Origin of the sequence: Streptomyces sp. NPDC088923 (assembly GCF_044749745.1) — a bacterium.
GTDB lineage: Bacteria > Actinomycetota > Actinomycetes > Streptomycetales > Streptomycetaceae > Streptomyces.
The window spans coordinates 1,387,687-1,408,210 of record NZ_JBIVIO010000001.1 but is presented as its reverse complement, the minus strand read 5'-3'; the positions used below and the strand labels follow the sequence as shown (position 1 = coordinate 1,408,210).

General features: G+C 72.1%; 18 protein-coding genes and 1 pseudogene. 9 read left to right on the top strand and 10 right to left on the bottom strand.

Translation table 11 applies throughout. The annotated features are described in order from the left end of the window. Positions 1 to 15 precede the first annotated feature (15 nt). From ACIP4O_RS06580 to ACIP4O_RS06565, 4 genes are all read right to left on the bottom strand, one after another. A complete protein-coding gene (locus ACIP4O_RS06580) occupies positions 16 to 909 on the bottom strand; it encodes an NAD-dependent epimerase/dehydratase family protein (RefSeq protein ID WP_401572262.1) in 894 nt (297 codons plus the stop codon). 115 nt (positions 910 to 1,024) lie between these two features. Then, the gene (locus ACIP4O_RS06575) at positions 1,025 to 1,927 is read right to left on the bottom strand and encodes a carbohydrate ABC transporter permease (RefSeq protein WP_361320777.1); all 903 of its coding nucleotides are present in this window, start codon (positions 1,925 to 1,927) and stop codon (positions 1,025 to 1,027) included. Further along, positions 1,924 to 2,907, bottom strand: coding sequence for a sugar ABC transporter permease (locus tag ACIP4O_RS06570; protein WP_361320775.1), 984 nt, complete (start codon positions 2,905 to 2,907; stop codon positions 1,924 to 1,926). The genes ACIP4O_RS06575 and ACIP4O_RS06570 overlap by 4 nt, the downstream gene beginning before the upstream one ends. Beyond that, positions 2,907 to 4,289, bottom strand: a complete 1,383-nt coding sequence (locus tag ACIP4O_RS06565; RefSeq protein WP_401572257.1) for an ABC transporter substrate-binding protein — start codon at positions 4,287 to 4,289, stop codon at positions 2,907 to 2,909. The genes ACIP4O_RS06570 and ACIP4O_RS06565 overlap by 1 nt, the downstream gene beginning before the upstream one ends. A 173-nt stretch (positions 4,290 to 4,462) precedes the next feature. On the opposite strand from ACIP4O_RS06565, the gene ACIP4O_RS06560 reads away from it, so the two are divergent. Continuing rightward, a complete protein-coding gene (locus tag ACIP4O_RS06560; RefSeq protein WP_401572254.1) occupies positions 4,463 to 5,806 on the top strand; it encodes an enolase C-terminal domain-like protein in 1,344 nt (447 codons plus the stop codon). A 118-nt stretch (positions 5,807 to 5,924) separates the two neighbouring features. Here the strand turns inward: ACIP4O_RS06560 and ACIP4O_RS06555 are convergent, their stop codons facing one another. Together ACIP4O_RS06555 and ACIP4O_RS06550 are read right to left on the bottom strand one after the other, a co-directional pair. Beyond that, positions 5,925 to 7,136: an ROK family protein gene (locus tag ACIP4O_RS06555; RefSeq protein WP_401572252.1), complete on the bottom strand. Its 1,212-nt coding sequence runs from the start codon at positions 7,134 to 7,136 to the stop codon at positions 5,925 to 5,927. 234 nt (positions 7,137 to 7,370) lie between these two features. Continuing rightward, positions 7,371 to 8,957 (bottom strand): beta-xylosidase, encoded by a 1,587-nt coding sequence (locus ACIP4O_RS06550; RefSeq protein WP_401572249.1) that lies wholly within the window; start codon positions 8,955 to 8,957, stop codon positions 7,371 to 7,373. Between the two features lie 201 nt (positions 8,958 to 9,158). On the opposite strand from ACIP4O_RS06550, the gene ACIP4O_RS06545 reads away from it, so the two are divergent. Next, complete coding sequence (locus tag ACIP4O_RS06545) at positions 9,159 to 9,956, top strand: phosphatase (protein WP_361320765.1); 798 nt, start codon at positions 9,159 to 9,161, stop codon at positions 9,954 to 9,956. A 352-nt stretch (positions 9,957 to 10,308) separates the two neighbouring features. Here ACIP4O_RS06545 and ACIP4O_RS06540 read toward each other — a convergent pair whose 3' ends face one another. After that, positions 10,309 to 11,502 (bottom strand): hypothetical protein, encoded by a 1,194-nt coding sequence (locus ACIP4O_RS06540; protein ID WP_401573857.1) that lies wholly within the window; start codon positions 11,500 to 11,502, stop codon positions 10,309 to 10,311. Positions 11,503 to 11,618: 116 nt separating this feature from the next. Next, positions 11,619 to 12,806 carry a HesA/MoeB/ThiF family protein gene (locus ACIP4O_RS06535; RefSeq protein ID WP_401572245.1) on the bottom strand — a complete coding sequence of 396 codons (1,188 nt, stop codon included), beginning with the start codon at positions 12,804 to 12,806 and terminating at the stop codon, positions 11,619 to 11,621. A gap of 69 nt (positions 12,807 to 12,875) precedes the next feature. On the opposite strand from ACIP4O_RS06535, the gene ACIP4O_RS06530 reads away from it, so the two are divergent. Together ACIP4O_RS06530 and ACIP4O_RS06525 are read left to right on the top strand one after the other, a co-directional pair. Continuing rightward, positions 12,876 to 13,007 carry a hypothetical protein gene (locus ACIP4O_RS06530; RefSeq protein WP_361320962.1) on the top strand — a complete coding sequence of 44 codons (132 nt, stop codon included), beginning with the start codon at positions 12,876 to 12,878 and terminating at the stop codon, positions 13,005 to 13,007. Between the two features lie 6 nt (positions 13,008 to 13,013). Continuing rightward, on the top strand, positions 13,014 to 14,315 hold the full coding sequence (locus ACIP4O_RS06525) for a M14 family zinc carboxypeptidase (protein WP_401572243.1): 1,302 nt from the start codon (positions 13,014 to 13,016) through the stop codon (positions 14,313 to 14,315). A gap of 117 nt (positions 14,316 to 14,432) precedes the next feature. On the opposite strand, the gene ACIP4O_RS06520 is transcribed toward ACIP4O_RS06525, so the two are convergent. Further along, a complete protein-coding gene (locus ACIP4O_RS06520; RefSeq protein ID WP_401572240.1) occupies positions 14,433 to 15,875 on the bottom strand; it encodes an MATE family efflux transporter in 1,443 nt (480 codons plus the stop codon). 236 nt (positions 15,876 to 16,111) lie between these two features. Between ACIP4O_RS06520 and ACIP4O_RS06515 the strand changes: the two genes are divergently transcribed. Continuing rightward, positions 16,112 to 16,555, top strand: coding sequence for a MarR family winged helix-turn-helix transcriptional regulator (locus tag ACIP4O_RS06515; RefSeq protein WP_401572237.1), 444 nt, complete (start codon positions 16,112 to 16,114; stop codon positions 16,553 to 16,555). A gap of 140 nt (positions 16,556 to 16,695) precedes the next feature. Here ACIP4O_RS06515 and ACIP4O_RS06510 read toward each other — a convergent pair whose 3' ends face one another. Then, complete coding sequence (locus ACIP4O_RS06510; protein ID WP_401572234.1) at positions 16,696 to 16,938, bottom strand: hypothetical protein; 243 nt, start codon at positions 16,936 to 16,938, stop codon at positions 16,696 to 16,698. A gap of 257 nt (positions 16,939 to 17,195) precedes the next feature. Between ACIP4O_RS06510 and ACIP4O_RS06505 the strand changes: the two are divergent. From ACIP4O_RS06505 to ACIP4O_RS06490, 4 genes and pseudogenes are all read left to right on the top strand, one after another. Then, positions 17,196 to 19,094: pseudogene (locus tag ACIP4O_RS06505) on the top strand (fibronectin type III domain-containing protein). Between the two features lie 75 nt (positions 19,095 to 19,169). Beyond that, on the top strand, positions 19,170 to 19,832 hold the full coding sequence (locus ACIP4O_RS06500; RefSeq protein WP_401572231.1) for a hypothetical protein: 663 nt from the start codon (positions 19,170 to 19,172) through the stop codon (positions 19,830 to 19,832). A gap of 47 nt (positions 19,833 to 19,879) precedes the next feature. Continuing rightward, complete coding sequence (locus ACIP4O_RS06495; RefSeq protein ID WP_401572229.1) at positions 19,880 to 20,053, top strand: hypothetical protein; 174 nt, start codon at positions 19,880 to 19,882, stop codon at positions 20,051 to 20,053. A gap of 312 nt (positions 20,054 to 20,365) precedes the next feature. After that, a complete protein-coding gene (locus ACIP4O_RS06490) occupies positions 20,366 to 20,503 on the top strand; it encodes a hypothetical protein (protein ID WP_401572226.1) in 138 nt (45 codons plus the stop codon). Positions 20,504 to 20,524 lie beyond the last annotated feature (21 nt).

The following is a 20,524-nucleotide window of genomic DNA, read 5'->3' as shown; positions in this document are numbered from 1 at the left end:
CGGGCCGGCCCCCGCTCAGCGCCAGGTGTGCTCCGGCGTGAAGCCCAGGACGTCCCGCATCCGCCGGGTGGCGAAGAGCGAGTCGTGCCCGCTCAGTTCCCCCCGGATCTCCGCCTGCGGGTGGTAGGCCGCGAGCAGTTCGCGGCTCGGCTCCAGGGCCTCGGTGTCGGGCGCCGCCACGTTCACGACGTGGTGCCCCGTGAGCGGCGCGGTGAGGGCCGCGCGCACGGAGGCCGCCGCGTCCTCGGTGTGCAGCCAGCCCCACAGCTCGCGGCGCGTGTCACCCGGGTCCCGGTGCGTGCGGGCGAGGCGCTTCTCCAGTCGCTCGCCCATGCCGACGAAGGGGAAGCGGAGCATGACCGTCGCGGTGCCGAAGCGGCGCGTCGTGAAGGCCGCGGCCTCCTCGGACATGACCTTCGAGAGGCCGTAGGAGTCGACGGTGAGGTTCGGGTGCTCCTCGTCGACCGGCACGTAGGCCGGGTGCAGCTCGCGATCGGCCCAGGCGAGCCCGACCGCCGACAGGCTGGAGGCGGCCACGACGCGGCCGATGCCGCGCCGCCCGGCCTCCTGGAGGACGACGTACGCGGCGAGGACGTTGCTGCGCAGCGTCTCGTCCTCGGAGACGATGCCGGGCGCCGGGTACGCGGCGAGGTGGACGACGCCTGCGATGCCGTCCTCGCCGGCGGTCGCGTCGAGCGTGTCGTAGACCCCGCTCACCGTCTCCGCGTCCGCGAGGTCGCCCGCGACGAAGGCCGCGCAGCCGGTCTCCGCCTCGGGGGCGCGCAGGTCGGCGCCGACGACGCGGTACCCGTGGGCGAGCAGATCGGCGACGACGGCGCGGCCGATGTCGCCGGTGGCTCCGGTCACCAGCACCGTACGGCCGTGCGGGGCCTCGTGTTCTTCGGTCACCTTGGTACTCCTGAGTTGTGCGCGGTGGTGCGGTGCGGCTGCGCGCGGGCGCCACGAGGCCCGGCGGGGCTGACCGCCGGGCCTCGTGGCGCCCCCGGAAGGGAACTGCGGAAGGCTAGCCCTTCACCGCTCCCACGAGCCCGTTGACGAAGTATCGCTGGGCGCAGAGGAAGAGGATGATCACGGGTATCACCATGATCAGCGCCGCCGCCATGAGCGAGTTGTACTGCACGACGTTCGAGGACTGGAGCTGCTGAAGGGCGATCGGCAGCGTGTACTTGCCCGGGTCGTTGAGGGAGATCCGGGCGAGCTGGTACTCGTTCCACGTCGGGATCGCGGTGAGCAGGGCGATCGTGATGAGCGCCGGGCGGGTCAGCGGCAGGTAGATCCGCGCGAAGATGCGCAGTTCACCGGCCCCGTCCATGCGGGCCGCCTCGCGCAGCTCACCGGGGACCGCGTGGAAGCTGTTGGTGAGCATGAGGATCGCGAGCGGCGCGCTGCCGTTGACGCCGGGGAGGATGAGCCCCCAGTGCGTGCCGAGGATGTCCATCTTGGACTCCAGGAGCACGACGGGCAGCAGGGTCACGACGCCGGGGACGAAGAGCAGCACGAGGAAGAGGCGGTAGAGCCACTTCTTGCCCGGGAAGTCCAGCGTGGCGAAGGCGTAGGACGCGGCCGAGTAGATGACCACGACGAGCACCGTGGTGAGCACGGTGACCTTGACGCTGTTGAGGAAGTAGTCGAAGAAGTCGAGCCGGTTCCACGTGTCGGTCAGGGTGTGCAGCGTCGGGTGGTGCGGGATGAGGTGACCGCCCTGCTGCACCTCGGAGTTGGTCTTGAAGGCGGCCGAGACCATCCACAGGAAGGGGTAGAGGCTCACGGCCGCGTAGGCGGCGAGGAGCAGCCCGATGACCGAGCGGACGACGACCTTCGCGACCGGCGTGCCCTTCCTGGTGGTACGTGCGCCGGTGGCGGCGCCCGGCGCGGTGGCGCGGGGGGCGCTGAGCGTGGTGCTCATCCGATCCTCCTCATGGCCCGCTGGTTGATGAAGGCGACGACGAGGGCCGCGAGGAAGAGGAGCCAGCCGAGCGCGCTGGCGAGGCCGAGGGTCGGGGACATCTCGTTGAGGAAGGCGAGCCGGTACGTCTCCAGGCCGAGGACGCTCGTGGAGTCGCCGGGGCCGCCGTTGGTCATGATCAGGAAGGACTGGAAGCCCTGGAGCGAGTCGCGGACGTTGAGCAGGATCACGACGACGGTGATGGGCTTCATGAGCGGCCAGATCACGGAGGTCGTGGTGCGCAGCCAGCCCGCGCCGTCGATCTGGGCGGCCTCGACGAGCGAGGAGTCCAGGGACTGGAGCGAGGTCAGGTAGAGCAGCATGGCGACGGGGACCGCCGACCACACCATGACGACGATCATCGTGGGCAGCGCGGTGTCCGGGTTGCCGAGCCAGCCCTGCGGTTCCTGGAGGCTGCCGAGACCGACCGCCTTGAGGAGCAGGTTGATCGCGCCGCCGGGTTCGAGAATGTAGTTCCAGGCGAAATAGACGGCGATGCCGGTCGTGACGTAGGGCACGAAATAGACGGACCGCAGAATTCCCTGGAAACGCTTCACCGAATTCAGCACGATCGCGAGCGGGAAGGCGATGAGCACCGTGAGAACGGGGACCCCGATGACCACCCACAGGGTATTGGTGGCGGCCTTCCTCACGATGGGCCAGTACGTCGGGGAACCACCGAGCAGGTCGGAGTAGTTCTTGAACCCGCGCCAGTGCCACTGCGGCCAGAAGCCGTTCCACTGCGCGAAACTCAGGCCGAATCCGTAGATCACGGTGTAGGCGCCCATGACCAGGAAGAGGATCACCGCGGGCGCGATGAAGAGGTATCCCCAGGCGGCTTCGTTCCGCCGTTCCCTGAACCGGGCGCGCGGCTTCTTCACGGCCCTGGTTCTCGGCTGAGGGGGCACGGCCGCCGGGGCCGCGTCGATGTCGGTGGCCATCAGCCCTGCTCCGCCCAGTAGGACTTCATCATGGAACTCATCCGGGACCCCGTGCTCTTCGGCGAGAGCGTCTTGAGCGGGGTCATCTGCGCGAGGACGGCGCCGACCTTGCCGGCGTCGTAGATGGCGGGACGGTACGTCGTGATGGTCGGGTTGTATCCGTCGGGGTCGGTACCGAAGCTCGCCTGCATGGAGTTCAGCGTCCGCCCGAGCTTCTTCGCCTGGGCCTCGGTGAACTCGTTGGGCGGGACGTCATTGGCCTGCTTGCCGAAGAGCGCGGCGATGTCGGGCCTGGAGAGGAACCTCATCCACTCCAGGGCCTCCTTCTTGTTCCTCGTCTTCTTCGTCATCGCGAGGCCGGTGAGCGAGAAGGGCGCCATCTGGAGGTCGGGCGTCTTCGCCGCGGCGGGGGGCGGCACGGGGAACGTCATGAGGTTGCCGACGTCGTAGCCGTTGTCGGCGAGGAAGGCGAGGGTGTACGTACCGCCGACGTCGACGCTCGCCTTGCCCTGCGCGAAGGCGAGGTCGGCCTCGTCGATGGTCTTCGTCTGGCTGCCGGGCATCCAGTACGGCTGGACCCCCATGTACGTGTCGAGGACCTTCTGTCCGTCGGCGCTCGACCAGCCCTTGGAGGGGTCCTTGCCGAACAGTTCCTGGAAGCGCTTCTTGCCGAGCAGCCCGTAGGCCATCGGCTGCATGATCCACTCCATCGCGGTGGAGGGGGACTTGAGGCCGATCGTGAGGCCGCCCCTGCCGCCGAACTCCTTCTTCAGCTTGCCGAGGTCGGCGATGAAGTCCTCCCAGGTGGCGGGGGGTTCGGTGATGCCGGCCTTCGCGGCGCGGTCCTTGTTGAGGTAGACCATGCCCTGCGTGCCGACCGTGATCGGGACGCTGTAGCGGTCGCCCTCCTCGACGCCGAGCGTCTTCGAGCCCTCCGCGAGGGAGTCCTCGTAGTCGGATTTCATGACCGTGCCGTCCTCCCTCACCTGCGGGATGAAGCGGTCGAGCCACTCCTTGTCCACGTCGCCGGAGAGGTCGGCGACGAGCCCCGCGCCCCCGAGCCCGAAGTCCTCGCCCTTGGCATGGACCTCCATGACGTCGGGCAGGTCGTTCGTCCGCGCCGCGGCCTGGATCTTGGTCGAGAAGGCGTCGTCGGGCGTGTACGCCTGGATGTTCACCTTGGTCCCGGTCTCAGCGGTGAACTTCTCCGCGGCCGCCTGAAAAGCGGCCACGTGGGACTGTTTGAACGTCCACATCGACAGTTCACCCTGCTTGGAACCCGTCCCGCCGCCGCTCGCACCGCACCCCGCGACCAGGACGCTCAGCGCGGCGACCGTGGCCAGGAGGGAAGTACGGTGCGCGACGGGGAGAAGTCTTCTCACGTTCCCAGCGCCTTTCTTCAGAGCTGTCCGTTCAGCCCCACCGGCTTCTCTCGAAGCAGTTCCTGGAATCTAAATCGACTTGATGTACGGTGTCAACAGTCGTAACCGCACGGAAAAACAGCGGAAAAACCTTCCGCCACCGAACCGACACACAGCCTTCCCGGAGGGCTCCCATGGCTTCGTCCGCCCACTCCGACTCCGCTCCCGCCGCCTCCCCCGAGGCCGCCGCCTCCCCCGAGGCCGCCGGCGAGATCCTCGCCCCGGCCCCCTGGAGCACCCCCGCCGACGATTCCGAGCACCTGCGCGTCACCGCGGTGCGCACCTTCCTAACCGCCCCGCAGGGCTGCCCGTACGTCATCGTGCGCGTCGAGACCAACCAGCCGGGGCTGTACGGGCTGGGCTGCGCCTCCGACCCGCAGCGCACCCTCGCGATCCGCTCCGTCGTCGACGACTACTACGCCCCGATGCTCCTGGGCCGCGACCCGTCCGACATCGAGGACCTGCACCGACTCCTCTTCAACAGCGGCTACTGGCGCGGTGGTTCGATCGGGCAGAACGCCCTCGCGGGCATCGATGTGGCGCTGTGGGACATCAAGGGCAAGGTCGCGGGCCTCCCCCTGCACCAGCTCCTCGGCGGGCGGGCGCGCGAGGCCGCCGACGCCTATACGCACGTGGACGGCGACAACGCCGGCGAGATCGCCGAGAAGGTGCTCGCCGCGCACGAACGCGGCTACCGGCACGTCCGCGTGCAGGTCTCGGTGCCCGGCACGGACACGTACGGGACCGCGCCCCGCGATGCCGCCGAGGCCCGCCGCCGCGAGCTGCGGGCCGGGAGCTGGGACTCCCTCGCGTACCTGCGGCACGTACCCCCTGTGCTGCGCGAGATCCGCGAACGGGTCGGTACGGGCGTCGAGTTGCTGCACGACGCGCACGAGCGGCTGACGCCCTCACAGGCCCGCGAGCTGGTCCACGAGGTCGAGGACGCGCGGCTGTTCTTCCTGGAGGACGCGCTCGCGCCCGAGGACGCCGCCCACTTCGACCAGCTCCGCGCGGCCGGTTCGGTGCCGCTCGCGGTCGGCGAGCTGTATCACGACGTGATGATGTACCTGCCCCTCCTCCAGCGCCAGGTCATCGACTTCGCCCGCATCCGCATCCCCACCCTGGGCGGCCTCACCCCGACCCGCAAGCTGGTCGCGGCGGTCGAACTCCTCGGCGCCCGCACCGCGCCGCACGGCCCCGGCGACGTGAGCCCGGTCGGCATGGCGGCCAACCTGGGCCTCGACCTCAGCTCCCCGGCCTTCGGCGTCCAGGAGGCGGCGACCTTCAGGGAGGCGACGCGCGAGGTCTTCCCGGGCACCCCCGTCCCCGAGCGTGGCCGCTTCCACGGCACCGAACTCCCGGGCCTGGGCGTGGACTTCGACGAGGTGGCGGCCCGCGCGTACCCGGTCCCCGAGCCGCTTCGCCACGACCGCTGGGCCTTGCTCCGCAACAACGACGGAAGCGTGCAGCGGCCGTAGGGGCACTCATCCAGCCCCTCCGGCGTTTGAGGAGCGGGGTCCGGGGCGGAGCCCCGAAATCCCCGGCCGGGGCCGGGGCGGGGCCCGGGGCAGCGCCCCGAAACCCCCGCCCCGGCCGTCAGGCCAGCAGCAGCGACCTCGGCTGCGCCGACAACGTCCGGTCCAGCACCAGACACGCCGCCCCGACCGCCGCCACGTCCTCCCCTATCGCCGTGGTCGTCACCGTCGTCGGATGCACCGCCTTCACGAACGGTGACTCCGCCACCATCGGCTCGATGAGCGGCAGCAACCTCGGCGCGAGCAGCGGCCACAGCGGCCCGCCGAAGATGATCGTGTCGGAGTCGAGGAGGGTCGCCGCGGCCGTGACGCCGCGGCCGATCCGCACGCCCCAGCGGTCGATGATCCCGGCCGCGCGCGGCTCGCCGTCGGCGGCGACACCGGCCAGGTGCTCCAGGCCGCGCTGCGCGTCCTGCGGGTCGGTCGGCGTGAACTCGTGGCCGAGCGCGCCCAGTTCGATGGCCTCCTCGACGAGTGCGCGGCTGGAGCACGCCGCGCCGAGACCGCCGACCTCGCCGACGTTCCCGGAGGAGCCGCGCAGCACGGTGTCGTCCACGACAAGACCCATGCCCGAACCCGTACCGAGGTAGAAGAAGAGGAAGTTGCGGCTGTCGGTGGCCGCGCCGGACCAGCGCTCGGCGACGGCGGCGGCGATGACGTCCTTGTCGAGCAGCGCGGGGAAACCGGTGTCGGCCTCCAGGCGTTCGCGCAGCGGAACGCTGCCCCAGCCCGGGAGTTCGGGTGGGTCGATGACGAGCCCGGCGACCGGGTCGACGGGCCCCGGGGCCGCGATGCCGAGGCCGAGCACGCGGTCCCGGTCGACGCCCGAATCCGCGACGAGCGCGCCGACCGAGGCGGCCATCCCGGCGAGCAGCGCCTCGGTGTGCACGCCGCGCGGTGTCGGCTCGCCGCGCCGGGCGACGACGGTGCCGAGGAGGTCGAGCAGGACGTACGTGATGACGGCCGGGTCGAGGTGGACCCCGATCGCGTACCGCGCCCCGGGCGTGACCTGGAGCAGGGTGCGCGGTTTGCCGCTGCCCGTGGACTGCTTGCCCGACTCGCGGGCGACGCCCTGGTCGAGCAGGCGGCGGGTGATGTTGGAGACGGTCTGCGCCGACAGGCCCGTGGCCTGGGCGAGTTCGACGCGGCTGAGCCCGGCCTTGTGGCGGCGGATCGCGTCCAGTACGACGGACTCGTTGAAGTCCCCCATACGGGGCAGATTGGTCCCTCGCCGGATCGACGTCTTCGTGGCACTCGCCCTTTTTGTCGTCACGCTCGGGTCTCTCCTGGACGGTTACCGGCCCCGGAGGGGAGCGGCGCGGGCGCCGGACCCCGAGGGGTGTACCGCCCCTCCGGTGCGTCGATTTGCAGAAATGCTACCGGCTCGGGCGGTGCCTGACCTCAGCACCGCCCGGCCGCAAACAACGCGGCGCGGGGGTGGCGTCACGAGCCGGTGCCGCCGTCCCGTTACGTACCACCACCCCCGCGCCAGTCTGTGGGCGCCCGCTCAGAGCTGCTGGACCAGCGCCAGCGCCCAGGGGGCGAGCGTGACCTCGTACCGCAGCACACCGTCCTCACCGGCCCGCGCCGTGCGCACGTCGGTGGCGCGCGCGAGGCGGTCGATGTGGCCGAGTTGCTCGCGTGTCGGGGCCTCGGGGGAGCCGAGGGCGCGCCAGGCGCCGATCGCGTTGCCGTGCTCGGTGTCGAGGATCTCGACGCGGAAGGGCGTGCCGGGGGCCACGCCCGCCAGCTCGACCGTCAGGGTGCGCGGCGTGCCCTTCGCCTCGGTGGCCCGGGCGAGGTCGCGCCCGTCGAAGGAGGCGGGGACCGAGCGCGGTTCCTCCGCCGGGTAGTGGTAGGCGAGCGCGGTGAGCCTGCCGCTCGCGGCCTCGCGGGTGAGGACGTGGTCCTCACCGCTGTCGATCAGCTCGTCACCGAGGCGGTGGAGCATGCGGTAGGCGTGGAAGGTGGGCTTGGGGATACCGGGCAGCGTGATCATGCCGAAGCCGCCGTGGAACAGCTCCTCGCCCGCGCCGCCCTCCTCGAAGACGTCCGTGAACGTCCAGTACGAGAGGGAGTGGACGGTGTCCAGCGAATGGAGGATCGAGCGGGTCACGTAGGTCGCGGCCGGGAGCGTGTCGTGCGTGTGGTCGCGCGGCGAGGAGGACGAGGACCACTCGGTGAGGTGGATCTCGGCGTCCGGGTACGGGCTCTTCGCGACCAGGTCCCGCAGGAGCGCGAGGTCCACGGGGGTCGCGTCCTTGCCGCGGGTGAGCTTCTGGCCCTGGCCGTGCGCGTCGAGCGCCCAGTCCGTGGGGTAGGGGTGGGTCGAGACGAAGTCGACGGGCAGGTCCTCCTCGGCGCAGTAGGCGAGGAAGGCGTCGAACCAGACCGGGCGCCAGTCGTAGGTGTCGATGTTCTCGTCACCCACGACGACGCGCGCTTCGACGTTCTCGCTCTCGCCGTCGAAGCGGGCGTCGGGGACGAAGTTCGAGGTCGCGGGGCCGCCGACGCGCAGCGCGGGGTCCACGGCCTTCACGGCGCGGGCCGTCGTCCGGTACAGCTCGAAGTACTCGGAGCGGGTGCCATGGAAGAAGCCCCAGAGGTTGGCCTCGTTCCACACCTCGAAGTACCAGGTGCGGACCTCTTCGGCGCCGTAGCGGGTGATCCAGTGCTCCGTGACGCGGGTGATCAGCTCGCCCCACTTGCCCAGGTCCACCGGCGGGGCACCGTTGGCGCGCCACCAGAAGACGGTGTTCGTCTCGCGGGCGAGGGCGCTGGGGCTGAAGCCGAACTCCACGAAGGGGCGGACGCCGAGGTCGAGGAGGAAGTCGAAGAGCGCGTCCACGTACTGGAAGTTGTAGACGGGCGTGCCGTCCTCGCGCTCGGTGTAGACGAACATGTCGTCGTGGAAGAGCCCGTGGAAGCGGATGTACTCGAACCCGGCCTCACGCTTGGCCTCGGTGAGCTGGCGCTGCCAGTCGGCCCGCAGCCCCTCGTTGGCGCGTCCCGCGCCGACGACACGGCTCCAGTAGTGGGGCAGCGAGGTCGCGGCGGCGCTCGCGTGACCGCTGACGGAGATGTCGCCCGGCATGGTGTTCCTTCCCTCGTGGTGCCCGCGTGAGGCCCTGGCGGAGTTCATTAAATCAAAATGATAGACATAAGCCAAGCCTTCTCCGGCCAAAGGCCGCGGCAGGTTGAGGCGCGGGGTCCGGGGCGAGTCCCGGAAGACCCGCGCGGGAGAGGGCAGGGGGAAATCCGCCGCCTCCCCGGAGGCCACGGCAGAATGGGGCGCATGCCCATACCGAGCCGCGCCGCCCTGCGCCAGCACCTCGTAGAGACCCGTATCACCGGGGACGTCGCCACCCCCCGCGAGAACAACCTCGCCCACTACCGCCACCTCGCCAACGGCAAGCGCAACTGGTGGCTCGGCCTGGAGCTGGGCGAGCGCTGGACCGACGAGCAGGACGTCCTCGCCGTGATGGCGGAGCGCTGCGGCGTCAACGACGACCCCGAGCACCGCCAGGGCCAGGACACGATCGACCCCGAGCTGACCCTCGCCGGCCTGGACCGCATGGCGGCCCGCCTGCGCGAGGCCGCCGAGGCCGGTGAGCGCGTCCTCGTCGCGACCGGGCACCCCGGCGCCCTCCTGGACCTGCACCGCCGTACCGCGCAGGCGCTGCGCGAGGCGGGCTGCGACGTCGTCCGCATCCCGGGGGGCCTGCGCGCGGACGACGGCTGCGTCGTGCAGTTCGCGGACGTCGCGGTGTACGAGGCCGGGGCGAGCCTGTGGCACACCCACTCCCCCGCCCCGATGGACGCGATCCTCGACGGCCTGGAGCGCGGGGGTGAAGCGCTCCCCGACCTCGTCGTCGCCGACCACGGCTGGGCGGGCCGCGCGGGTCAGCGCGGGATCGACTCGATCGGCTACGCGGACTGCAACGACCCGGCGCTCTTCATCGGCGAGCTGGAGGGCACGATGCGGGTCACGGTCCCGCTCGACGACCACGTGACCGACCCGCGCTTCTACGAGCCGATGACGGCGTACCTCCTGGACGCGGCGGGGCTGCCGGGAGCGGATCGGGGGTACTGAGTTCCCGGAGGGGGTGGGAGGGCGCCAAGGAGGCGGGAGGCCGCCGGGGAGGCGGGAGGTCGCCGGGGAGGCGGGAGGTCGCCGCCACGGCGGAGAGGGGCGCGTACCGAAGACGCTCGGCCGCCGGAGCGGGCACACCGCGGCGGACCGGGGGTACGGGACCGGGCACGCCGAGCCCGGTTCGGGACACCGGGCACGCTGGACCGGGCACACGGGCCCCTCACGCGCGGCCGGGCTCACGGAGCTCCGCCGGCCGTCCTGAGCGCTCGGGACGAGGCCCACCCCACCAGGCACACCGGCCGACCGCGCGCGATCCACCCCGCTCCACCAGGACACGCACCGCCCGCCCCCGTCAGACCCGCCGTTCCCCCGCCCGGGCCCGGCGCCGCTCCCGGCGGCCGCGCCACCACGTCACCGCCCACAGCACGTTGACCCCGCCCAGCACCGCCAGCACGAGCAGCGCGTCCGCGGTCCGCGCGGGGTCGCCGCCCCGGGCCAGGTCACGTGCGGCATGGGCGAGGAGCGTGAGGTCCGCGGGGAGCGTGACCGCCGCCAGGAAGCACAGACAGACCGCCGTGCCGAGGACGAGGACGACGCTGTAGACGCGGACCGCGCGGCGCTCGCGCGCGGGCAGCCGCGCGCTCGGCCCCGGGGACCGGTCCCCGCCGGGCCGCAGGCGGCGCAGGACGTGGCGGGCGTGGGCGAGCCCGTCCCCGTACAGGTTCCGGCAGCCGGTCAGGTCCTGGAGGACGAAGTACACGTCCGTGCGCGTGAAGACCATGAGCTGGAACGGGAGCGGCAGCAGCGCGAGGAGCAGTACGGCCGCCAGGAAGCGGTACGGCGCCGAGCCGGGCGCGGTCGTCGCGAGCGCGAGGAGCGTCGCCGAGGCGAAGGAGAGGTTGAGGGCGATGCCCGCGAGGTAGGCGGTCAGGCGGTGGCGGCGCGGGGCGAGTTCGATGCCGCTGATGTCGGTCTGCATGACGAGGAATTGCAGGCGCGTGCCGAGTCGTACGTGACCGGGCACCCCGGCCGCGCGGGCCGTGACGAGGTGGGCCAGCTCGTGCGCGCAGAGCAGCGCCCAGCCGGCGGCGGCCCCGGTGAGCAGGACCACGCTGCCGTGCGGGCTCCACAGCAGGTCGCGGTAGCCGGGCAGGAGTTCCGGCCGCCGGACGAGGACGACGAGAGCCGCCGCGAGCAGGACGCCGACCAGGACGGGGAGTGCCGGGTGGAGCGCGAGGCGGACGTGCGCGGGGCGCAGCCGGGGCAGGCTCGCGCGCGGCGCGGGGGTCTCCGGCAGCTCGCGGTCCCCGATCCGCGCGACGAAGCCGAGCGCGGCGAGATCCGTGACGAAGTCCGCCACGTCGAAGTCCTCGCCGGTCTCCTCGCGCAGGACCCGCGCGGCCTCGTCCACGGGCGTGCCCGCGCGCAGGAGCGCGAGGGCGCGGACCCCCTCGGCCGGCATCGCGACGAAGGTACGGGTCGCCATGCGGCCCACGATCCACTCGTCCGCGCGGTCCGCACGGAGCGCGAGCTCGCGCAGGCGCACCCGGGCACCGGGAGGCACCGCCGCCGCCTCCGCCACCGGCGCCCCGTCGCACGCCACCCCCTCCCGCGCGGCCACCCCCTCCCGCGCGGCCTGCGTAGTCACCGGCACCTCCTCCGTCACCGGCCCGGCTCCAGGACGCCCGCCCCCGCCCGTACCGATCCCGGCCCCACCGCTTCCCCCGCCGCTTCACTCGCCGTCCTTCCGCAGGCCGGGCAGTCGGGGCGTCGTGGGGCGCGGCCGAGGACGTTGTCCCCCGGGCGCATGAGGTTGAAGCCGAAACGGCAGCCGGGTTCGATGTGCGGGACGCCGCTGAGCAGGGCGAGTCCGGCGTGTGCGAGGAGGCTCCCGGAGAGCTGGGCGGTCACGGCGTTGACCGGGTTCCACGCCATGCGCGGGGAGGCGATCTCCTCGTCCTGGCCCGGTGGCAGGCGCAGTTCGCGGCGCTCGGCCTCGGCGTCCCGCAGGCACTCCCAGCACGCCCCCGTACCGGGCCGGAAGACGCCGACACTCACGAGCGGCCCCCGGTACCCGGCCTCCGCCCACGGCGTGCCCGTCGCGAGGCACACCTCGTTGGCCCAGCGGCGGACGACCGGGGGCCGGTCCGCGGCGAGCAGCAGGGCGTCGTACGGGGCGGCGGCGAGCAGTTCCGCGAGGTCGTCCGGACCGCGTACCTCCCGGCGCTCGCCGCTCAGTGCCACGTTCTCGTTGAGCGCGCGCAGGGCGCGCAGCGCGGTGCCGAGCTTGGGCGCCCCGATGTCGGCCTCGCCGTAGAGGGTCTGCCGGTTGAGGTTGGAGAGTTCGACGGTGTCCGGTTCCACGCAGTGCAGGTGTCCCACGCCCGAGGCGACGAGGTCGCGGGCGGCGGCACCCCCCGTACCGCCGACGCCGACAAGGAGCACGCGTGCGGCGCGCAGGGCGAGTTGGGGTTCCCAGGGGCTGGAGCGGGGGGTGAGGTCCATCCAGCGCTGGAGCGTCATGCCGCGCCCGTACCGCTCGCGTTCGCGTGCCGAGAGCGCGGCGGGCTCGGGGGCGCCCGCGTCCTCGACGAATCCGGCTTCCGCGAGGTCGTCCACGGCCGCCGTGACGTCCTCCCCGGTCAGGCCGGTGCCAGGGTGCCCACGCAGCACCTCGGCCACGAGTTCCCCGGGAGCGCGGGTGCCGTCCATCGCCTCGACGAGGGTCCACACCCACCCTTCCGGGTCCTCGATCTCGGAGCCGATGCCGTGCACGACGCCGCCGACCCTGACGTTCCCGTCCACCGTCCGGTAGGCCCGGTGCTCCGGCTTGATCCGCGGCCGTCGCATCACCCGCACCTCGCTTCCCTTCCGCCTCAACTGCCGTACTGATGAGCGCCGTTGACAACGATGCCGGGCGTGCCGAAACATGACAAGGGCACCTTGCCGCAGCACCGACCGGAAGGAGACGACATGGCGAAGAAGATCGCGATCCGCCCGCTCGACAAGAAGGAGACGACGGGCGAGTCCGGCGGCAACGGCGGTGCCTGAGCCCCGATGCTGAACCGCTTGCTCACCGTCGCCGAGGTCTCGGCGGCGGCACGGCGGCTGGTCTCCGCGCACGCGGGGGCCGGCCGCCTGCGGCGGGCCGGGACCTCGCGCGAGGGACGGCCCCTGCTCCTGCTCTCGGTCGGCAGCGGCCCGAGGCACGTACTCGTCGTGGCCGGGGCCCACGCGGACGAGCCGACGGGACCGACGACGGCGCTCGCGCTCGCGCGCCGCCTCCTGCGCGGCCGGATCGCGTCCCCCGCCGCCGATCTCACCCGCGTGACCTGGGACTTCCTCCTCTGCCTCGATCCGGACGCGGCGGCCCTCAGCCGCACGGCGGAGGTCTGCGGCGGCGCGGTCCCCGCGCCTCCCGCGCGCGCCCTCGCGGACTACTACCGCGCCTCCTACCGCCCGCTCGCCGCCGAGCAGCCGGAGTGGGCCCCGATCGAGGGGAGCCACCTCCCGGAGACCGACGTGCTCCTCGGCCTCGTCGACACCCTGCGCCCCGTCCTGCAATGCTCCCTGCACAACGTCGACGCGGGCGGCACCTTCCTCCAGCTCACCGCCGGGCTCCCGGGCGTCGAGAAGCCGTTCGCCCGCGCGGCGGCGGACCACGGCATCCCGCTCCAGTACGGCACCTTCGACGCCCTGCACTGGCAGACCCCGACCCCCGCCGTGCACGTCCTGCCCCCGCCCGCGCTCCGCCACCGCCTCACGGCGGGCTCGGCGGGCATCGGCCGCTCGACGTGGTGCGCCCCGGACGCGTACGGAGGGACGACGGCGATCATCGAGGTCCCGCTGTGGGCGAGCCGCGCGGCCGACGACCCCGCGCCGCACCCCACCCCCGCCGCCGCCCTGCGCGCGCTGACCGCGCTGACTCTCACCGGCGGTCGCGAGATCACGGCCCTGGTCGCCGGGGCACGGCACCTGCTGCCCGCCGACGACCCGCGCCTTCGCGTCCTGACGTGGATGGGCGAAGGGCTCTACGAGCTGGTGACCTCCTCCTGGCGGTCCCTCGCGCTCGCGGAGGGCCCACCGCTCTCGGTGGCCGACATCGACGCCCTCGGCATCGCCGCCCGCCGCCAGCCGCTGCGCGCCGCCGGTCTCCTGCACGACCTGCTGACCCGCGCCACCGCCCCGGAGGCCGCGTCCCCGCGCACGCGCGTGGACGCCCTCCTCACCACGTGGTGCGCGCACTTCGCCCACGAACTGGGCCTGCGGGCGATCCGGCCCCGCGATCAGGTCGGCCACCAGGCCGCCGCGACACTGGCGGCGGCGGAAGCGGCGCTGGAGGAGACGGGCGGGCGGTGACGGGGGCGCGGTGACGGGTGAGACGGCGGCGGGCGGTGACGCGCGTGTCGTCACCGCCCGGCTCTCCCCGTATAACCGCCCGGCTCTCCCGCCCCGTACCTCCGCCCCCGCTCCCCCTCAGACCTCCTCCAGCGCCTCCTCCGCCCGCTCCGGACTCCCCTCCGCCAAGCCCTCGTCGATCGCTCGGCGCGAGGCGAGCCACATCCCGAAGCCGATGAAGAGAACGATCACCTCCGTCGCCGTCAGCGACCAGATGACGCCGTCCAGGCCGAACCAGTGGTTGCCCAGGATCACGATCGGGATGAACAGCACCCCCGGCGCCGAGGCCATCACGAGGGCCGGGCGCGCGCGGCCCGTCGCCTGGAAGAGCGTGGTCAGCAGGCCGGTGAAGCCGTTGCCGACCATGCCGACGAGCTGCGCGAGCAGCACCGTCGTACCGAAGGCGAGGACCGAGTCGTCCGAGGAGAAGATCTTGATGACCTGCTCGCGGAAGCCGATGATCGCCGCGAAGAAGAACAGGCCGACGACCCCGACCGCCGTGGCGGAGGCCCGCAGCGAGGCGTTCAGGCGCGTGCGGTCGCCCTTCCCGTACGCGTAGGCGAGCAACGGCAGCACCCCGATCGTCACGCCCATGAGCAGGAACTCCGGTACCTGCGCGATACGGACGGCGACCCCCATGGCCGCGAGCGGGCTGTCGCCGTAGTGGGCGGCGTAGTTGTTGAGCAGCAGGCTCGTGACGATCATGAAGCCGGCCTGGAGGAGCTGTCCGCCGCCAACCCCGAAGACCGGCTTGAGCACCGAGGCGCGCAAGGTGAACCAGCGCGGCGCGAGGCTCATGTGCTCGCTGTTGCGGTGGAGCCAGAAGGCCCAGTAGGCAAGGCTCACGGCGTTCCCGAGGCCGACCGCCGCCGCGGCGCCCGCCACGTTCCAGTCGAGCACGAGGATGAAGAGGACGTCGAAGACCAGGTTCGCGACGGTCGAGAGGATCAGCCCCGTCATCGCCTGACGCGCGGCGCCCTCGGCCCGTACGAGGTTTTCGAGGCAGAGCGACGCGGCGAGCACGGGCACGAAGGCCAGCATCACGGCGACGTAGTGCCTCGTCGGTCCCGCCGCCGCCCCGTCCGCGCCGAGCGCCGACACGATCGGGTCCAGGAGCAGGAGCCCCAGCCCCGCGATCACGGCCCCGGCGATCACCGAGCCCCACACGGCGAACGAGGAGACGTGCCGGATCTCGCCCGCCTTCGCGGGCTCCCGCTCGGCCGCCCCGAGCAGCCGCGACACGAGCGCGCCGCCGCCGACGCCGAAGACCCCGCCGAAGGCCAGCACCAGGGCGAGCATCGGGGTGCCAAAGGTGATCGCCGCGAGCATCGCCGTGCTGTGCAGCGAGCCGACGAAACCGGAGTTGATCACGTTGTAGACGGCGCTGACGGCCGTCCCCGCCGCCATCGGCACGCACAGGTGGACGAGGGCACGCAGGAGAGGGGCGCTGGAGAGGTACCAGCGGTTGGTGCCCACGGCATCCGTGGGCGGCGCGGGGGTTTCCGGAGGTGTGGTGGTCATGGCGGTGCTCCTTTCGGGCAGCCTCGAGCGCCCGGCCCGGACGGTTTCGAGCGCGCGGCGGGGGACGCCGGGGCTGCTCGGGAGGGGAGGGGCGCGGGAAACGCGCGGCACGGTGCGGCGCGGACGGCACCACGGGGCGCACGCGACAGGTGGATGTCGAGCGGCCCACTTAGAAAGCTAACTCTTAGAGCCCTAACAGTCAACAAACCGAAGTGCTCACGCTTAGGGTTCTCGTCATGGCCACACCGGACATCGGCCCCACGAACAGCCTCGACCTCATGCGCTGGATCGTCTGGGCCCTGCGCAAGGGCGGCGAGGACTGGATGAGGGAGCGCGAACTCAGTCACGAGCAGGCGTTCACCCTCGGCTATCTGGTCAAGAACCCCGGCGCGATGCAGCGCGACATCGCCGAGGCGAGCCGCACCAGCGCGGCGAGCGTCTCCAGCCTCCTCAAGGGCCTCGAACGCCGGGGCCTCGTCGAACGCCGTACGGAGCCGGGCGACGAACGCAGCAAACGCGTCTACGCGACGCCGGAGGCGGACGAGCACATCGCGGGCTTCGACACCGCGATGCGCACCGTGACGGACGGCATCCTCGCCCCCCTGGACGAGAAGGAGCGCACGACCCTGCACTCCCTCCTCACGAAGATCGCGGAACAACTGCCCCCGCCCTCCCACTGACGCCGGGCGGACGTGGCGTGCGCGGTCGTCGACGGCCGCTCGGCGCGGGCGGGCGCGGGTCCGGTACAGGGCTGTACGCGAACATCGCGCCGAGCACCCTCACCGCGATCGGCGTGGCGCTCGCCGCCACGCCCCGCCCCTCAGTATTTGTCCACCCACACCACGATCCCCGTCAGCCCGTGCAGCACCGCCGCGACTCCCGCCCGCACGGCCGCCGCGCTCCGCGCGGGCGTAAACGAGACCGCGTCGTACGTCGAGGACATCCCCAGCCCCTCGCCCCGGAACGAGGCCCCGCTCCAGTCGGCCGCCGTCACGTTCTCGGTCGGTTCCGCCAACTCCGCGCCCACGACGAGGAAGCGGCGGTCGAGGTGGTGGGGCGTCACGGTGGCGAGCGTGTTGCCGACCGCGAGGACGAGATCGGGGGCCGAGGGCTATCGCCCGGCCGATCGAGGGCAGCAGGTCGGGCTCCCCCTCGGCCCGTACGGTGCGCAGCGCGACCTCCTCCGCCGCCCCCACTCCCGCACCGCGCGCACGAGCGTCTTGGTGGGGCCGTCGTCCCCGGCCGTGAGCAGCACGACGCGGTAGCCGCGCGGCGGGTGCACGTCCTTCCACGAGTCGGGCTCCGGTGTGAATCCTGGGCATGACGATGGCGCTCGGCGGCGCGCTCGCCGCGCCCGCCACCGCGGCCGACGCCGCGTCCGCGACCGGAATCATCCTCGGCGTCGGCGCCAACGAGACCCAGCGCACTGTCTCCTGGTACACCACCGAGGACAGCGCCCAGCAGGTGCAACTCCTCCCGACCGCGCGGCTCACGAACGGTGCATTCCCCGCCGACGCCACCGTGTTCGACGCGAGCGGCTCCGCGAACATCGCGACGAGCGGCGGCTTCAACCGGCACGCGACCCTCACGGGGCTCCAGGAGCACATCGCGTACTCGTACCGCGTCGGCACCGCGGGTTCGTGGTCGCCCACGCACTCCTTCACGACACGGGATTTCGAGGGCGATTACGACTTCCTCTTCTACGGCGACCCTCAGATCGGCTCCTCCGGCGACACCGCGAAGGACCAGGCCGGCTGGGAGGACACCGTCGACGTGTCCCTCGCCGCCAACCCGGACGCGGAGCTCCTCGTCTCCGGCGGCGACCAGGTCGAGAGCGCGAACAACGAGTCGCAGTGGAACGCCTTCCTCGCCCCCGGGAAGCTGAAGCAGTATCCCTGGGCGGCGACGATCGGCGACCACGACGTCGGCGGCAAGGCGTACGAGCAGCACCTGTACACGCCGAACACCGACCGCTCGGCCCCGTACTACTCCAACGGGAACCCGTCCTCGAACACCTCGGGCGGCGACTCCTGGTACATCTACAAGGACACGCTGTTCATCGACCTGAACAGCAACAGCTACGCCACCTCGCAGGGCGGCGGCGGTGACGCGGCGCACCTCTCGTACGTCAACGACATCATCGAGAAGCACGGCTCCGAGGCGAAGTGGAAGGTGCTCGTCTACCACCACGCCATCTACTCGCCCGCCTCGCACGCCAAGGACGGCGACAACAAGGTCCGCAGAACCGACTTCCCGACGGCTTTCTCGAAGCTCGGCGTGGACCTGGTCCTCCAGGGTCACGACCACAGCTACTCCCGCAGCTACCTGATCAAGAACGGTCAGAAGGCGGACCCGGAGGAGCAGCCGGGGCAGAACGAGGTCTACCCGGGCCCCGGCGGCGTCCTCTACGTGACCGCCAACTCGGCCTCGGGCTCGAAGTACTACGACATCACCGCGCCCGACAACAGCGGCACGAGCGGCGCGGGCAACGGCGCCGACCCGCTCCGCCCCGACAGCTACTGATACAACTCCGTGCAGAACCAGGAGCACGTGCGCAGCTACGTCAAGGTCGGCGTCCGCAAGGACAAGCTGGTCGTCGAGAACCTGCGCAGCGGTACGCGCGCGGCGCCCAACGCGGCCGTCGAGCTGAAGCAGGACGACTGCGCGAACACACCCGAGGGGCAGCCGGTCGGCTCGATCGTCGACAAGGTCACCGTGTACCCGCACCACGGCGGCGGCCAGGACCTTTAGGTCGACGTGCCCGAGGCGGCGCCCGGTGAATTCGGGTGGACGATCGACGGCTACAACGGCCTCGTCGACCTCGGTACGGCCGAGGACAAGGACGGCGACCACTTCGAGGCGGCCGGGACGACCAACCCGATAGCCGTGACCGACAGCCGCCGCACCCTCGCGCCCTGGTCGGTCTCCGCGAGTGTCGGCGACTTCAAGGGCGCGGACAAGACCTTCTCGGGCTCCCACCTCGGCTGGACGCCGAAGGTGCTCCAGGAGGGCGCGGGCGCGAAGACCGGAGCGCCGATCGGCTCCGGCTTCGACACGCAGGGCAAGGGCCTGTCCGTCTCGCGCGGCCTCGGCTCCGCGACGCAGGGCCACGCCAAGGGCAAGGCGAAGCTCGGCGCGGACCTGGACCTGAAGATCCCGGGTTCGGCCGCGAAGGGCTCGTACCGGGCGACCCTGACGATCACCGCGCTGAGCAGCTGAGCCGTACGTACCTGGGGCGGGCGCCCCACCCGGCGCCCGCCCCTCCCCCCGCTCCCCTCCCCCTCAGGACCCGAGATGCCCACCGCCATCCGCACCCCCCTCCGCCTCCTCCCGCTCCTCCTCGCCGCCCTCCTCCTGACCGCCGCGTTCGCGTCGGCGCCCGCGCGCGCGGCGGACGAGGACGTCACATGGACGGTCCGCACCGCCCCGAACTCCTACGGCGAGGACCGCTCCAGCTACAGCTACGGCGTGAATCCCGGCGGCCACGTCGAGGACGCGATGGTCGTCGCGAACCGCGGCGGGAAGCCGCTCACGCTCACGGTGTACGCGGCCGACGGCTTCACGACGGAGACCGGGTCGCTCGACCTGCTCGCGGCCGGGAGGAAGTCGGTGTGCGTCGGCGCCTGGCTCCGCACCGCCGCCATCAAAGTGAAGCTGCGCGTGACCGGCGCGCTGGAGCCGGCGCTCGCGGTCGAGGACGCGCACGTCTCGTACGACGGCACGGCCGGCCCCTTCGCGCGGGGGGACGCGACCCTGACGTACACGATCCACAACACGGGCGACGCGGCCGTCGCGGCCCGCCAGACGGCCGGACTGACCGGCCCCTTCGGGTGGTTCACCGCTCACGTGCGGGACCCGAAGGACACCCCCGAACTCCTCCCCGGCGAACGCTGGAAGGTCACGGTCCCGGTCACGGGCGTGACCCGTCCTTCGCGCTGGAGGCGAGGATCACCCTGACCCCACTCCTGACCGACGCCTCCGGCTCGACATCTCCCCTCACCCCGGTGCGGGCGACGGCCCACGGCACGGCGATCCCCTGGACCCTGCTCGTCGTACTCGCGCTCCTCATCGCCTGCGCGGCGACAAGCCTGCGCCTGCGCCGCCGCCGCGCACGGCGTGAGGAGAGCCGCATCAGGGCAGCGGTGGCCGAGGAGCTGAAGGCCACACATTCCGTTTGAGCCCTTGCCCCACACATCAAGGCAATCGTCCCGACGTGATCCGCGTCACCTTCTGACCCTCTGTACACCTTCTACCCCTCCCGCGACGCCTCGCCCTTGGGACCGCCGGAGCAGCGCGAATTCGCCGACCTTCGTTGCGCAGCAATGCTGCGCAACGAGCAGGGTCGAGAAGGCGGGCCCTCTGCTCCACCCCGGCCGCAAGGCACACCCCTGCTAATTTCGATCAAGGCGGCTCTCCTGACGAGCGATCAGGGGGCGCTAGCGGATCGGGAATCTATCGCAGCAACGCTGCGCACGACGGGGTGGCAAAAGGTGAAGGACTTCTTCGATCTGCTGGGCAGGGCGATGCTGAGCACGGCGACTACGCTGCGCTTGTTCCTGCTCCTGCTTGTCCCCGCGGTAGCGGTGTGCCTGGGGGCAATCGTGTATCTCATCGCCCGGACGAAGTGAACGCGCGCGGAAAGGGAGTGG

What these genes read in the sequence shown, in the direction of transcription:
- ACIP4O_RS06575 (WP_361320777.1), bottom strand. Translation starts at nt 1,927, where the DNA reads ATGAGCACCACGCTCAGCGCCCCCCGCGCCACCGCGCCGGGCGCCGCC.
- ACIP4O_RS06570 (WP_361320775.1), bottom strand. Translation starts at nt 2,907, where the DNA reads ATGGCCACCGACATCGACGCGGCCCCGGCGGCCGTGCCCCCTCAGCCG.
- ACIP4O_RS06560 (WP_401572254.1), top strand. Translation starts at nt 4,463, where the DNA reads ATGGCTTCGTCCGCCCACTCCGACTCCGCTCCCGCCGCCTCCCCCGAG.
- ACIP4O_RS06550 (WP_401572249.1), bottom strand. Translation starts at nt 8,957, where the DNA reads ATGCCGGGCGACATCTCCGTCAGCGGTCACGCGAGCGCCGCCGCGACC.
- ACIP4O_RS06545 (WP_361320765.1), top strand. Translation starts at nt 9,159, where the DNA reads ATGCCCATACCGAGCCGCGCCGCCCTGCGCCAGCACCTCGTAGAGACC.
- ACIP4O_RS06535 (WP_401572245.1), bottom strand. Translation starts at nt 12,806, where the DNA reads ATGCGACGGCCGCGGATCAAGCCGGAGCACCGGGCCTACCGGACGGTG.
- ACIP4O_RS06525 (WP_401572243.1), top strand. Translation starts at nt 13,014, where the DNA reads ATGCTGAACCGCTTGCTCACCGTCGCCGAGGTCTCGGCGGCGGCACGG.
- ACIP4O_RS06520 (WP_401572240.1), bottom strand. Translation starts at nt 15,875, where the DNA reads ATGACCACCACACCTCCGGAAACCCCCGCGCCGCCCACGGATGCCGTG.
- ACIP4O_RS06515 (WP_401572237.1), top strand. Translation starts at nt 16,112, where the DNA reads ATGGCCACACCGGACATCGGCCCCACGAACAGCCTCGACCTCATGCGC.
- ACIP4O_RS06500 (WP_401572231.1), top strand. Translation starts at nt 19,170, where the DNA reads ATGCCCACCGCCATCCGCACCCCCCTCCGCCTCCTCCCGCTCCTCCTC.